This window comes from Nonlabens sp. Asnod2-A12 (assembly GCF_045063745.1).
Classification (GTDB): Bacteria; Bacteroidota; Bacteroidia; order Flavobacteriales; family Flavobacteriaceae; genus Nonlabens; species Nonlabens xylanidelens.
Genome location: NZ_JBEFOB010000003.1, coordinates 2,459,242 through 2,473,276, shown reverse-complemented (window position 1 = coordinate 2,473,276; position 14,035 = coordinate 2,459,242). Strand labels below are relative to the sequence as shown.

General features: G+C 35.5%; 11 protein-coding genes. 1 reads left to right on the top strand and 10 read right to left on the bottom strand.

All coding sequences use genetic code 11. The features are described 5' to 3' along the window. Positions 1-3 precede the first annotated feature (3 nt). A complete protein-coding gene (locus ACJJVJ_RS11330) occupies positions 4-702 on the bottom strand; it encodes a queuosine precursor transporter (RefSeq protein ID WP_405370363.1) in 699 nt (232 codons plus the stop codon). Positions 703-766: 64 nt separating this feature from the next. Between ACJJVJ_RS11330 and folK the strand changes: the two genes are divergently transcribed. Beyond that, on the top strand, positions 767-1,897 hold the full coding sequence (gene folK / locus ACJJVJ_RS11325; protein ID WP_405371250.1) for a 2-amino-4-hydroxy-6-hydroxymethyldihydropteridine diphosphokinase: 1,131 nt from the start codon (positions 767-769) through the stop codon (positions 1,895-1,897). A gap of 303 nt (positions 1,898-2,200) precedes the next feature. On the opposite strand, the gene ACJJVJ_RS11320 is transcribed toward folK, so the two are convergent. The 9 genes from ACJJVJ_RS11320 to ACJJVJ_RS11280 form a co-directional block, all read right to left on the bottom strand. After that, a complete protein-coding gene (locus ACJJVJ_RS11320) occupies positions 2,201-2,635 on the bottom strand; it encodes a hypothetical protein (RefSeq protein WP_405370361.1) in 435 nt (144 codons plus the stop codon). Continuing rightward, the gene (locus ACJJVJ_RS11315) at positions 2,636-4,450 is read right to left on the bottom strand and encodes a hypothetical protein (RefSeq protein ID WP_405370359.1); all 1,815 of its coding nucleotides are present in this window, start codon (positions 4,448-4,450) and stop codon (positions 2,636-2,638) included. Positions 4,451-4,785: 335 nt separating this feature from the next. Then, the gene (locus ACJJVJ_RS11310; protein WP_405370358.1) at positions 4,786-6,342 is read right to left on the bottom strand and encodes an aldehyde dehydrogenase family protein; all 1,557 of its coding nucleotides are present in this window, start codon (positions 6,340-6,342) and stop codon (positions 4,786-4,788) included. Between the two features lie 14 nt (positions 6,343-6,356). Continuing rightward, positions 6,357-7,352 carry an NAD(P)H-dependent glycerol-3-phosphate dehydrogenase gene (locus ACJJVJ_RS11305; protein WP_104514009.1) on the bottom strand — a complete coding sequence of 332 codons (996 nt, stop codon included), beginning with the start codon at positions 7,350-7,352 and terminating at the stop codon, positions 6,357-6,359. A gap of 219 nt (positions 7,353-7,571) precedes the next feature. Beyond that, positions 7,572-9,419 carry a SulP family inorganic anion transporter gene (locus ACJJVJ_RS11300; RefSeq protein ID WP_405370356.1) on the bottom strand — a complete coding sequence of 616 codons (1,848 nt, stop codon included), beginning with the start codon at positions 9,417-9,419 and terminating at the stop codon, positions 7,572-7,574. A 112-nt stretch (positions 9,420-9,531) separates the two neighbouring features. Continuing rightward, a complete protein-coding gene (locus ACJJVJ_RS11295; RefSeq protein WP_405370354.1) occupies positions 9,532-10,290 on the bottom strand; it encodes a tetratricopeptide repeat protein in 759 nt (252 codons plus the stop codon). A gap of 1 nt (position 10,291) precedes the next feature. Beyond that, positions 10,292-12,058, bottom strand: a complete 1,767-nt coding sequence (locus tag ACJJVJ_RS11290; protein WP_405370352.1) for a BatD family protein — start codon at positions 12,056-12,058, stop codon at positions 10,292-10,294. Next, positions 12,058-12,906: a tetratricopeptide repeat protein gene (locus ACJJVJ_RS11285; protein WP_405370350.1), complete on the bottom strand. Its 849-nt coding sequence runs from the start codon at positions 12,904-12,906 to the stop codon at positions 12,058-12,060. Before ACJJVJ_RS11285 ends, ACJJVJ_RS11290 begins: the two co-directional genes overlap by 1 nt. After that, complete coding sequence (locus tag ACJJVJ_RS11280) at positions 12,899-13,930, bottom strand: VWA domain-containing protein (protein WP_405370348.1); 1,032 nt, start codon at positions 13,928-13,930, stop codon at positions 12,899-12,901. Before ACJJVJ_RS11280 ends, ACJJVJ_RS11285 begins: the two co-directional genes overlap by 8 nt. Positions 13,931-14,035 lie beyond the last annotated feature (105 nt).

Below are 14,035 nucleotides of genomic sequence, written 5' to 3'. Positions count from 1 at the left end.
TTTTTAATCAATTTTAATTTCTTCTCCTATTTCCAGTTTAAATAAACGTCTGAAAACGTAAACTCCACCATATAACAATGGTGTATCTATTAATGCAACTAGCATTTTAAACAGGAAACCAGCCGTTAACAATGGCCAGAATTGTTCCCATAACAATACCTCGTAGTAACATAACAATAATAACACGCTTAAAGTGTCAACAAACTGTGAAAATATGGTACTGAAGTTGTTACGTAACCAGAGCATCTTACCGCCAGTAAGTTTTTTCCAAAAATGATAAATCTGTATATCTACATATTGAGCAAATAAATAAGCGGTCATACTCGCCATTACAGCAATAGTTGTGGCACCAAATACTTTATTAAAAACGGCATCTTGAATAGGGCTACCTTCTATAGCCGGTGCAACGTCTGCAACAGCAACTATTCCTAAACTAAATACCGATGCAAATATACCTGCTAGAACTAGATCATTTGCTTTGCGACGTCCATAAATCTCACTAACTAAATCAGTTACCAGAAATGTAATAGGATATGGCAATAACCCCACTGATATTTCAAAATTATAGAGCCCCATGGGATTCCAATGGAAGAATTTCTGGAAAATAAGATTAGAAACTACTAGCGAGCAAATAAATAATGCACCGAGCACTAAATAAATGCGATGAGCCAGTCGTAGTTTTTTACCAGTAAGTGTCTTCATAATTATGGTAAAAGTACTTCAACAGTGTGCTATTATTCCTTAATTTGCTGCAAAATTTAACGGTATCTCAACAAATCATAACCATAAGATATTCATTGCATTAGGCAGTAATCTAGGCGACAGAGCACATCACCTGATAGACGCTGTACGCCGTATAGAAATGCAATTAGGCCTTATCATTAAAGTTGCTAGCGTGTATGAAGTGCCTGCAGCTGGATTTTCTGGTGGTGATTTTTTAAATACTTGTATACTGGTCCACAGTAATAAAACGGCCACACAGACCATAGAAATTTTACAACAAATAGAGCGTGACATGGGCCGTGTACCACGCACTGGAGATGTTTATGAAGATCGAGTAATTGATCTAGATATAGCACTTTATGACGATCAGGTTATTAAGACTCCACATCTACAGATACCGCACTGTAAAATGCAGGATCGCAATTTTGTAATGCAACCACTGGTAGATATTGCTGCAAAAATGGAACATCCTGTCTTGGGTAAAACCATGAAAGAAATTTCTAATGGTCTAGAGCAATTAGAAAATAAGGTGGTGGTTGAAATTCCGCTTTCGCGAAAGCGGTATCCTATCCAAGACCTTAACTTTATAGCCATCGAGGGAAATATAGGTAGTGGAAAAACCAGTCTCACGCATAAAATATCAGAAGATTTTAATGCAAAACAAGTCTTAGAACGTTTTGCAGACAATCCTTTTTTGCCTCTTTTCTATGAAGATAAAGAGCGTTATTCTTTCCCTCTAGAAATGTCATTTCTAGCCGATAGGTACCAGCAATTAAGCGATGATGTTGCGCAACAAGATCTTTTTAAAGAATTTACCGTTGCAGATTACTATGTAATTAAGTCGCTTATTTTCAGTAAAATAACACTAGAAAAAGAAGAATACTCTTTATATAAACGTCTTTTTAACATGATGTATAAAGAACTGGTTAAGCCAGACTTATACATCTACCTCTATCAGACAGAAGATAGATTACTCGAGAATATTAAAAAACGCGGTCGTGACTATGAGAAGAATATAGAAGCCAGCTACCTCTCTCAAATACAACAAGGCTACGCCGATTTTATAAGATCGCAGCAAGAGTTAAAAGTAAAAGTGATCGATGTAAGTGACTTGGATTTTGTGAATAATCAAGAAGATTATTTAAAGGTGCTGGAGTTGATTCTGGAGAGTTAACGTTTACTAAATGATTGTTTCTTTAAAGACATTCACTTTCTAGTTGGTCATTTTGCTGTAGAATAAAAATCATCTTTTAATCATCATTACACTGCAGATGCGGAATCGCTTTAAAGCTTTCTCAATTTACTTAAAATTGATTTCTTACGGTTAGTAAACATCGAGAACTGATTTAGACAATGCCTAAACGAATAGTTGACATGTCAAATCTAAAAAAAGTCATAGGTATTAATTATATATTGAAAACAGAAACCACTCTATTTCTAGAGCGGTTTTGAATATTGTAATCGTAAATTTAAGAAGTCAATTTTCCATAATAAGTATATCGTCTATCCAACTAACTTCATGAATATAAAATTTGTCTTTGCTGATCTCCTCTATTAAAAAGATGTTATTGAAGATTTGATGATTAAAATCTTTAACTCCTTTTGATTTACTTTTTAAATAATTAATGTTTACTAAATTTAAACTATCTACTTCAATTTTAGAATATACATTTTTTGATATATATACTTTTTTGGAGCTAAACAATTCATTACAAATTCTAAAATAGACATGGTCCTCTAATAATTCTTTTCTGAATTTATTAACGTAATTAGTGTTCCCTGATCCATCCTCCTCGAAACATTTTTCAGTAGATGAATTCTCAAATAATATATATACCTTCTCCTTTTGGAGGTTTTGACCAAACGCAAAAGCGGTGCTTACGAAAATTAAATTTATTAATATATTTTTCATTTAGTGTGAATTTAATCTAATATAATCAGAGATAACTTGTCTAATACGATCTCTTTCTACTTGTGGTAATGATATCCAAGCAGTAACCGCAGTAGTAGGGTTCAATTCATAAATCAAACCTTCCCATGCTAAATCCATATATAGTTGTTGAGGTTGTTGATTTGCCGTAACAACAGTCCCAGTGTCAAATTCCTGCAAAATTCGCGCCATAACATCTCTATAATGAGCTGCCATTTGTTGATGTTGCCAATTTCTGTATCTAGTATAATAGTCTAACATACCAGGGTAATCCGAATTTACCAGTGCATCTTCTACATTTTGTCTTGTGACACCTGTTATAGTACCTCCATTATTAAGAATAGCTAATAATTTTCTATACATTTCTGCATGAATAACTTCATGTATGATTGTTTTAGCTGTTAACAGATCAGGTCTTTGGTCAACCCCACTTAAAGAACTATTATTATTTAAACGAATTGTTATTACATAATCAGGAGAATTTGGAGTGTTTGGATTACTGTTAGGAATAATTGTTAAAGCTCTCGATCTACCAGTATCGCCAAGTTCAAATTTTAAATGTGCGACTGGGAAATCTGATTCAAAATTTTTGATAGCACTACGAAACCCGGTACTTGTCGTCTGCAATTGGTTATAAATCATCGATGCCTTTCCTGTTAGTACATTGATGATCTTATCATCAAAATCCACCTCAGCACCTTCTTCACTTGCAATGGTTGCCTCTACAGCAAACCCTTGAGCTTCCAAAGAATTACGTTCTGATCTAATATAATTATTAATATCATTCCTTAATTCATTTTGTTCAAAGCTTTGAATAAACTCATAAACATCTGGATTATAATTACCTGAGCTGGGATCATTAAAGGAATCAAATAGAGACTGTGTATTATCAGAAACCTCATTTAAAGAAATAGGTAGTACAGGATTAGTTACTATTCTACAATCTCCGTTTGATAAACTTATACATGTGGTATCAAAATCTCCTACAAGATTATCATCTTCTGGGCTAGGAGTAACGATAGGTATGTTTTGATCACTACCTGGAGTACCAGATCCTCCTGGATTACCTCCTGGAAAACCTATTACCGGATCATTACCTGGTGGGCCAGTAACTGGTGTCCCTATACTTCCTCCACCACCAGAACTTGAACAAGGTTCATATATGATAATTATGACAGCTTCTTCTGCAGCACGAGGACCGTCAGCTAATGGGCAAGAAGAATCGCCGGGCACATGATGATCATTTCCTCCACAATTCCTTGCCTCTTGTAGTGTTACAGACGACACACAGCCACCATAACCACCTATCACAATACCTGTCTTAAGTTGAAAACTAGTAGTTATTTCTTGATAATTTATATATTCTGAAAAATCAAATGGTATTGAACCCATTCTTATATCTTGCTTCGATATATAATTAAGATCATAAGTAATTAGAAACGAAGTATAAGTTGAGTTCGTTTTTTTTGAAAACAACAAGTTTTTAAGCTTTGTAGTATCACTATCTAAGATTCCAAAAGTATAACTCTCATAATCTCCACTAGACACATAACTTATATGATCTTCGTCTATCCAGATATTATTCAAACTATCATAAACAGCTGACTTCAATTGTACAGATGGTATAAGTTGTTCTTTTGCCTTAGATAGAGCATCTTGAAGACCAATACGGTTTATAATATCTCTTTTATTAAGCTGAGCGGTTTCAAAAATCGCTTTTTGTGTTACTTCCTGTTGTTCTACATTAACAGAGTCTTCTTCACAGCTTATCAATGACAGACTTAGTGATAATAGCAAAAAACAGACAAATTCAGTCCATTTTGGTGTTTTGGTGTTTTGGTGTTTTGGTGTTCATATTAAAAAAACAGGTTAGTTATTTCAAAACTAAAGCAAATAGAATCAACAAACAATACCCCTTAATGGGTATAAAATGTTAATTTATCTAACAATCTAAAAGTAAAAACCGCCTTATTTCTAAGGCGGTTTTTATAAAAGCATGATACTTTTAAAATTTATAGATTGCGATAACATCAAGAGATTCCAGATAAATTTGGAACAACCATTCTCTTTAAATTAATTATTATCTCGCCAAATTTTCTGGAAAGACAATTACTAATCCATCTCTTTGCTACTTAATCTAGATCAAATTTAATCCCTTGAGCAAGAGGTAATTCTGTAGTATAATTGATCGTGTTGGTCTGTCTTCTCATGTAGACTTTCCATGCGTCAGATCCTGACTCACGTCCACCACCGGTATCTTTTTCACCACCGAAGGCTCCACCTATCTCAGCACCACTAGTACCTATGTTTACGTTTGCGATACCACAGTCAGATCCTCTTTGAGAAAGGAAGTGTTCTGCTTCTCTTAAATTATTAGTCATGATCGCACTTGATAATCCTTGTGCAACACCATTTTGTAAATCTAGTGCGTTTTCTACATCACCAGAATATTTTAATAAGTATAACACTGGAGCAAATGTCTCGTGTTGTACGATTTGCATGTCGTTAGTAGCCTCTGCAATAGCAGGTTTTACATAACAACCGCTTTCATATCCAGCACCAGAAAGTACACCACCTTCTACAAGTATTTTACCACCTTGTTTTACAACTTGCTCTAGAGCGTTATTATAACCAGCAACTGCATCTTTATCGATAATAGGACCTACGTGATTATTTTCATCAAGTGGGTTACCTATTTTAAGCTGTCCATAAGCAGCAACTACTGCGTCTTTTACTTTATCATACATAGATTCATGAATGATTAAACGACGTGTAGAAGTACAACGCTGTCCTGCAGTACCTACAGCACCAAAAACAGCACCTATAACAGTCATCTTAACATCTGCATCTGGAGTAACTATTATTGCATTGTTACCACCTAATTCTAATAATGATTTACCTAGACGCTCACCTACTTTACTAGCTACTATTCTACCCATGCGAGTAGAACCTGTTGCGCTAATAAGTGGCACACGCTTATCTGTAGTCATCATTTCTCCTACATTGTAATCTCCGTTTACGAGACAAGAGATTCCTTCTGGAAGGTTGTTATTTTTAAGAACTGTCGCGATAATATTCTGACAGGCAACACCACAAAGAGGTGTTTTTTCACTTGGTTTCCAGATACAAACATCTCCACTTATCCATGCAAGAGCCGTGTTCCATGCCCAAACTGCTACTGGAAAGTTAAATGCACTTATAATACCTACTATCCCTAGTGGATGGTATTGCTCGTACATTCTATGTCCTGGACGCTCAGAATGCATCGTTAAACCATGCAACTGACGAGAAAGACCTACTGCAAAATCACAGATGTCTATCATTTCTTGTACTTCTCCAAGACCTTCTTGATAAGATTTACCCATTTCATAAGAAACAAGTTTACCTAGAGGTTCTTTTAATCTTCTTAATTCTTCACCGAACTGACGTACGATCTCACCACGTAATGGTGCAGGCTTCATTCTCCAGTCTTTAAAAGCGGCTTGGGCACTAGCCACTACTTTCTCATAATCCTCTTGAGTTGTAGTAGTTACCTTACCTATTACCGCACCATCTACAGGAGATGAAGAAGTGATAGTAGCTCCATTACCGAAATGATGGTTACCAGTAGACGTACCGTGATTTGTTTCTTTGAGACCCAATTGCTCTAGAGCAACATCCATCCCAAAATCTTTTGCAAGTGTTGACATTGTATAGTTTTGGTTTAGTCCAGCTTATCAGCCAGTTTTTTAAATACCTTTTTAGGGTTTTTATTGTCGTATAAGATGCTGTAAACGGCATCTAGGATAGGAGTTTTAGCTCCTTTTTCTTCATTAATTTTAAAAGCACTTTTAGTGGCGTAATAACCTTCGGCCACCATGCTCATTTCCATTTGTGCACTTCTAACTGTATATCCTTTACCGAGCATATTACCGAATAAGCGATTGCGAGAGAAACCAGAATAACCTGTCACAAGTAAATCACCTAGGTAGGCACTATCGTTAATATTACGTTTCATCTTATGTACTTTTTTGATAAAACGTTTCATCTCACGTATGGCATTACTCATTAATACGCTTTGGAAATTATCTCCATAACCTAGACCGTGAGCAATTCCTGCTGCGATAGCATAGATATTTTTAAGCATTGCAGCATATTCTGTACCTATAATATCATCGCTTATTTTACATTTAATGTAGTCACTTTCTATTCTCTCAGCAAGAAATTTTGCCTTTACCTCGTCAGCACATGCGATAGTTAAATAAGAAAGTCTTTCTAGGGCAACTTCTTCTGCATGACATGGTCCTGTAAGAACACCTATGTTCTCAAATTCTATATCATAATGCTCATGAAAATGTTCTCCTACTATAAGTCCAGTTTCTGGAACAATTCCTTTAATAGCACTAAAGATGATTTTATCTTTAAGAGATACCGTTAGATTTTCTAATTCTTTATATACAAAAGCACTAGGCACTGCAAAGATGCAAAGGTCTGCCAGGCTTATGATTTCATTAATATCGCTAGAAAGATGCAATTGATCTACTTTAAACTCTACAGAGCTTAAATAGTTAGGGTTGTGATCATTGCGTTTTATGTGCTCGATAGCATAATCACTACGCATGTACCAGTAAACGGTATCGAGGTTTTCGCAAAGCATTTTTACTATGGCTGTCGCCCAGCTACCACCACCTATTACAGCAATTTTTTTGGTCTGATCCATATAATTTATTTGGAGATCAAAGATACCATTTTTTTAAAGCAATAAATTTATCAATATCGCATGCAAACAGCGCGATAACAAAGAATTTATTAAACCCTAAGACTTTGTGCTTCTTATTAAATAAAGACTTGCACAGTGACTTTTGATTTCTTTAATCTTATTATTTACAATTCATATTTATGACGTTTCCGCTTTCGCGAAAGCGAGAACAATTTCTATCTACTCTTCTATAGCTGGCACCGTGTCTTCTACATGCTCCACTATCCATTTGAGACAGTCCTCATAATTTTCAAAAACATGTTCCTTTCCTATTAAATCAGGAATTATATCTATAGTTTCTAATCTATATAAAGGCTGCTCTTGCACGGACACTAGCAACGGCTGGATTCCTTTTTGAATAAGATTTTGCAATACGTCTTCAAAAGCAAAAAGTCCTGATTGATCTATGAATGGTACTTTTTTCATACGTATAATAGCATGAGTAGCATATTTAGGAACATCTCTAGACATGGATTGAAAATCACTAGTATATCCAAAAAACATAGGTCCAAAAAGTTCTTTAATGAAAATCTCTTCTCTTAGTTTAATCGGTATGCGAGAATAGTCTGCATGATCTAGATTCTCAACATCAGACAGTTTCTTAATAGCAGACTTATGGTTATTAGAATCTCCCATTTTTTTCATGAAAATTAAACTAGCTATGACTAGCCCTATTCCCACTGCATAAACTAAGTCCCAAAAAACGGTGAGAATCAAGACAACAAACATGACGACAATATCACTTTTAGGAATAGATTTTAATACTTTAAGACCCTTATAATCCATAACACCTATACCTACGGTTATTAATATACCTGCAAGTACAGCGCTAGGAATATTCTCAGCAAAACCACCTAGAGCAACAACTATAATAAGTAACATCACAGCCGCTATCATACCTGACAGTCTAGTCTTACCGCCAGAATTAATGTTAACTACCGTACGTATGGTTGCTCCTGCCCCAGGAATACCACCAAAGAAAGCCGCTATACTATTACCTATTCCCTGACCTATGAGTTCTTTATTAGGGTTGTGTCTGGTTTTAGTCATATTGTCTGCCACTACACTGGTAAGTAGAGAATCAATAGCGCCTAGAAAAGCTAGTGTGAGAGCAGTGAAAATGTATGGAGCGACGGTACCGAGATTAAAATCTGTTATTATAGCAAAATTAGGCATAGGTAAATCTGTCGGTATTTCTCCTATCTTACGCACATCTAGACCTATAAAATATACTGCGATAGAGACACCTAGAAGGGCTACTAATGTAGAAGGTATAGTAGTAGTTATACGTTTAAAGCCAAAGATTATAAATATGGTTAACAAGGTAAGCCCTAATTCTAACCAGTTGATTTTTTGAATGGCGGTAGGTAATGTTTTCAATGTTCCTAGAACTCCACTACTATCTTTTTTGGCCTGTGTTTTAGATTCTGCTAGAATTTGATCTGGCGTGATTTCTTTTGCTTTTTCAACTGTGGCTTCTAGGTTTTCTATTACGAGTAGTTTACCGTCTACTTGATCTTTAATTATATTTTGTAATACTACTTCTCTTGCGATTGGGTTGTACTTTTCTATAAACTGATCATCCTCGGCAGGGTAATAACCTATAGCTGGTAAAATTTGTGTGATAAGAATAATCACACCTATTCCTGTCATGAATCCAGAAACTACTGGATAAGGTATGTATTTGATGTATTTACCTAGTTTTAAAATCCCTAAAGAGACTTGCATGATACCGGCCATAATAAATACTGCTAGAATAGCTGGTAAAGCATTTGCTAGTTCACCTTCATAAACTTGTACTATTCCTGCGATGACTACCATACTAACAGCAGTCATAGGTGCGGTAGGTCCAGAAATTTGTGTGCTAGTACCACCGAATAATGATGCAAAAAAACCAATAAAAATAGCACCGTACAGGCCTGCAACTGCCCCCATACCGGACTGTACACCAAATGCAAGTGCCAGTGGCAATGCTACTACTCCTGCGGTTAAACCACCGAATAAATCTCCTTTAAGATGTTTAAACATATCTCTACTTTATTAAAATATACATATCAAATTGCTACAAGCAATAGATTAAAGTTACTGCAATAAATGTAAGATAGGAAAAGGTGTTTAAAGATTAGTAAAAGATTAAATTTTATAATTTTTTAATCTTATCGAGAGGCATCCATGCTTTATTACCATTAGACAAAGAAACTAATGCCCAGTCATTAAATTCTTCTTGCACTTCTACCTTAGTACCTTCATGAAGAATGAAACTCTCTTTGGCAGTTTCTTTAGGTTCTTCTCTCGTAATAAACTCTGCCGTGTAGACTATGGCATACTGTTCTTTGTTCAAATGATCTTTAGAATAAAAAGCCGCATAAATAGCTAATGCAGAAAACAGAATACCTACAAACGTAAAAATAAAAAACAGTCTTTTTTTACCTGCTGTATGTGCATAGAAATAAAATACCGCCATCAAAACGGTAAACAGAACTAGTAGAATACCAAAGTAAGCCCACTCATCTACACTTAAAGAGGTAACATATTTTTCTAAGTTAGATCCTATACTTTCTACTCGAGTATCTTCTACCGCATCAATTTTCATCTGATTAGCAAAATTGAGATTGTTCTGTATATCTGCATTTTCTGGATCTAACTGAAGTGCTTTTTCAAAGTTATAAACTGCTGGTCCTACCGCATTAATTTTATAATAAGCATTTGCTAGATTAAAATAAACCTCAGCACTGTGCTTTCCTGTTTTAAGTATTTGTTCATAACCAGCAATAGCAAGGTCAAAGTTTTCTGCTGTGTACGCCTCGTTTGCTTTTGTGAACGCAGCTGCCTCAAAAGACTCTTGTGAATAACCTATAAACACAAAAAGCAGCAACAATATGGATAACATCTTCTTCATCTTACTTCTTTAATTGTTTATCTATATCATTTAATACTCTACCAGCTTTTTCATAATCTTCTTTCATACTAGCCTCAGAAGATGGAGTGTAACGAGCAAATTCACAACTAGCTAGCAACTCACTAAATTCTTTTCTAGTCGTCGGACTAGCATTTCTTTGATCTAACAACTCATCTACCTTATCCTTAGACATGTCTGCCGTTTGAATATGAAGTTTAGATTTCAAATAATTATGTAAAGATTTTTCTAGTGAAATGTAAAATAACTCGTGATTACCCAAGTTTTTCTTTGCCGTACTAAGATATTTCTTGCTCAACTTATTTGCGGTTCTTATGCGATTACCATCCACATCTGCACTGCGTTTTTCTACTTGCCCACGGTACAATAGCACGACAGGTAAGATTAATAATAAGCCTCCTAGAATAGCCCAATAGGTAGTTGTATTAAAGAAGTAGCTTTTTGTCTTATCTATTAATTGTGTATCTGTTTTAATGAATGCAAATGGCACATTGCTTTTAATCAAATTTTTAGATTCACTCTCACTAGCAACGGCAGTATCATTACTTGCAGTGGTAGGTGCATCACCTTCTACCATTAATAATATCTCGCCACTAGACTTAGTAATATACTGTTCTTTTTTAGGATCAAAATAAGAAAACTCTACTGGTGGTATAACGTATTTACCACCGTATTGAGGTACTACGGTATAAGAATCTTTAATACTACCGCGCATACCATAAATATTTGTACTCACCTTATTAATGCGCTCAGGATCATAAACCTCTAGGCTTTGTGGTGCTTTCAACTTAGGTAGTTCCATTAATTTTAAATTTCCAGAACCAGAAACACCTACCGTAGCAGTAAGACTTTCTCCTGCGTCTAATTGTGCTCTATCTGTTTCTACCTTAAAATCAAATTCTCCTACTGCTCCTGTAAAACTCGCTGGCCTACCTATAGCAGGTAAGTTTTTAACTGTAATAGCTCTTTTACCTGCGCTTACCGTTCTACTTACTGTTGTTGTATAAGGTCTACCAAAAAAGTCTCTTCTACTAGTCGGTATTTGTACTTGAACATCTAGTGTTAATGGCTCTATCTCTAATTTACCTGTTTTTTGAGGATATAAAACAGCTTCTCGTAATACTAGGTATCTATAAGGCTGTCCTTGATAGGTTCCATTTTTTACCTGTCTATTACGGTTATCAATATTTTGCGACCAGAAATCTCTATACTTAGGACTGTCCAGCTCATTCCATCCAGTAACACCAGTTTCATTAGAAACATAAAGCTTGTACACTACTCTTATAGCTTCATTAAGGTAAGGGTTAGCATCTGACACTTCGGCAACTAGGTGTATACTATCTTCTACACTTATAGATTGATCATCTGGACCTTTAGGTTGTGCCACAGCGCCAGTAACATTAATAACTTGAGGTGTAGTCTTATACTCATTACCGTTATAAGTCATCACACTTTGTTGTATGGTTAACTTACCTGTTTTAGTAGGTTTTAAAACATATGTATATGACTTTGTCATACTGCTTTTACCATTTACCCAACTTTGAGAAACTGCCTGACTAGGACCAGCAACTACCTGAAATCCTACAAAATTAGGTGGTGTAAAATTATCACCATCTACATTCATTTTAAATTCAATGCGCAACCTTTCATTAACCGCAATTCTAGTACGACTAGCATTTGCAGTAAATTCTACCTGACTAAAGGTCAAATAGCTGCTCAAAAGAAATAGTATATAAATCAAATGTTTCATTACCAATCTTTTTCTGATTTCTTAGCTGGCCCTTGAGCCTTCTTAGCATTTACTTTATCTCTTATTTTTTGCTCCTCATTATTCATCGCCTCCAGTATTTGACTAATTTGTTGTGGCGTCATTTTACCTTCTACACGTTGTGGTGCTTTTTGATCTTGTTTTTTAGGCTCACCGTCTCCATCTTTTCCGTCTTTAGGTTTACCGTCTTTATCCTTATCTCCTTCTCCATCACCTTTCTTATCGTCACCTTCTTTCTCGTTTTCCTTGCCGTCGTTTTTACCGTCAGAGTTTTTATCCTTATCTCCTTCTTTATTATCCTGGTCGTCACTCTCGCTGTCGTCCTTCTTATCATTCTCATCGTCGCCACCGCCACCGCCGCCGCCTTGCTTCTCTTCCTCTTTTTTGGCTAGCGCTAGATTGTAACGTGTCTCTTCATCAGTAGGGTCATTTCTCAAAGCTTTTTTATAAACCTCAACTGCTTTTTTATACTCCTTATTTTCTAGTAATAAATTTCCCTGATTGTGGTAAATTCTATGCTTCTCTTCTTTAGTTGTAGCAGCCTCGGAAGCAGCTATATAATTATTAGACGCATTGTATTTTTTTGTGTGATCGTAATAGAGATTCCCTAGATTATAAGCAGCATCTGCCGCTTTAGGATTTACGGCCTTAGCCTTTTTATAGGCTGCTTCGGCTAGGTTAAAATTTCCTTCCTTTGCGTATGCTTGAGCTTTGGCAATCTCATTTTCATAAACTGGATCTATAGATGGTTTTTCTTGCGCTTTCGCGAAAGCGTAACCACCCAAAAACACTAAAACTACTATTATCTGTTTCATCATCATCTTACTCATTGAACAAGTTTAATTTTTTGAGCCATCCTGTTTTCTTCTCTAAATAAAATATATCTAAAAATAAGAAGAACAATCCAAAGCCTAAAAACCACTGGAATTGGGATTCAAAATCTGAATATTGTTGGGAATCAAAGGCAACCTTATCTATACCTGATAGCTGCTCCTTTAATTCTTCTATTACTGTTGCAGTAACCGTACCGTCTATATAAGCACCGTTACCAGCGCTAGCTATTTCTTTAAGGGTTTCTGCATTTAACTTAGTAATTACAGTTTTACCGTCTCTGTCTTTTTTAAATTCTCTAACAACGCCATTAACTTTAATAGGTATGGTACCACCTTTTTCTGTACCTACACCTATGGTTATGATGCGTATTCCTTTTTCTGCAGCAGCCTCAGCAACTGAAGCGCTATCACCTTCATGATCTTCTCCATCACTTATGATTACCAATATTTTTGCTGCTTCTGTCTGGTCGCTATAATAACTCTCAGCCAGTTGAATTGCTTCATTAATTGCTGTTCCCTGACTGGATATTAAATCGGTATTGAGAGATTGGAGAAATAATCGTGCACTACCGTAGTCTGTGGTTATAGGTAGTTGGGGCACGGCACTACCAGCATAGGCTATTAGTCCTATACGGTCACTAGCTAGGTTATTAATAATTTCGGTAACGAGTCTTTGTGATTTTTCTAATCTACTAGGCGCGATATCCTCGGCCAACATAGATTTAGAAACATCTACTGCAAAAACTATATCTACACCTTCTCGGTTTACTGTTTCTAGTTTTTCGCCTGCTTTGAGGTTTACTAGTGCAAGTATTAAAAAGGTTATACCCATACACACAGTTACTAATTTTAATACAGGTTTAAACCAAGATCTATCTGGGATTAAATGACCCAGCATCTTTTTTGTGGCATATTTTTTTTGTGCGCGATACCTCCAGAAAGAAAGTCCTATAAATAGAACCACTAATACTGGGATAAGACACAAAAGCCAGAAATATATTTTTTCTTCTAGTATATACACTTGTTCGTATTTATTAGTCGCCGTTATTCTCTTTTTTAATGAGTGGCAGTATTTTTATTTTAAAGTTTCAATTGATTAAACGGACGCTTATTTTTAAATCAACCT

What these genes read in the sequence shown, in the direction of transcription:
- ACJJVJ_RS11330 (WP_405370363.1), bottom strand. Translation starts at nt 702, where the DNA reads ATGAAGACACTTACTGGTAAAAAACTACGACTGGCTCATCGCATTTAT.
- ACJJVJ_RS11320 (WP_405370361.1), bottom strand. Translation starts at nt 2,635, where the DNA reads ATGAAAAATATATTAATAAATTTAATTTTCGTAAGCACCGCTTTTGCG.
- ACJJVJ_RS11310 (WP_405370358.1), bottom strand. Translation starts at nt 6,342, where the DNA reads ATGTCAACACTTGCAAAAGATTTTGGGATGGATGTTGCTCTAGAGCAA.
- ACJJVJ_RS11305 (WP_104514009.1), bottom strand. Translation starts at nt 7,352, where the DNA reads ATGGATCAGACCAAAAAAATTGCTGTAATAGGTGGTGGTAGCTGGGCG.
- ACJJVJ_RS11300 (WP_405370356.1), bottom strand. Translation starts at nt 9,419, where the DNA reads ATGTTTAAACATCTTAAAGGAGATTTATTCGGTGGTTTAACCGCAGGA.
- ACJJVJ_RS11295 (WP_405370354.1), bottom strand. Translation starts at nt 10,290, where the DNA reads ATGAAGAAGATGTTATCCATATTGTTGCTGCTTTTTGTGTTTATAGGT.
- ACJJVJ_RS11290 (WP_405370352.1), bottom strand. Translation starts at nt 12,058, where the DNA reads ATGAAACATTTGATTTATATACTATTTCTTTTGAGCAGCTATTTGACC.
- ACJJVJ_RS11285 (WP_405370350.1), bottom strand. Translation starts at nt 12,906, where the DNA reads ATGAGTAAGATGATGATGAAACAGATAATAGTAGTTTTAGTGTTTTTG.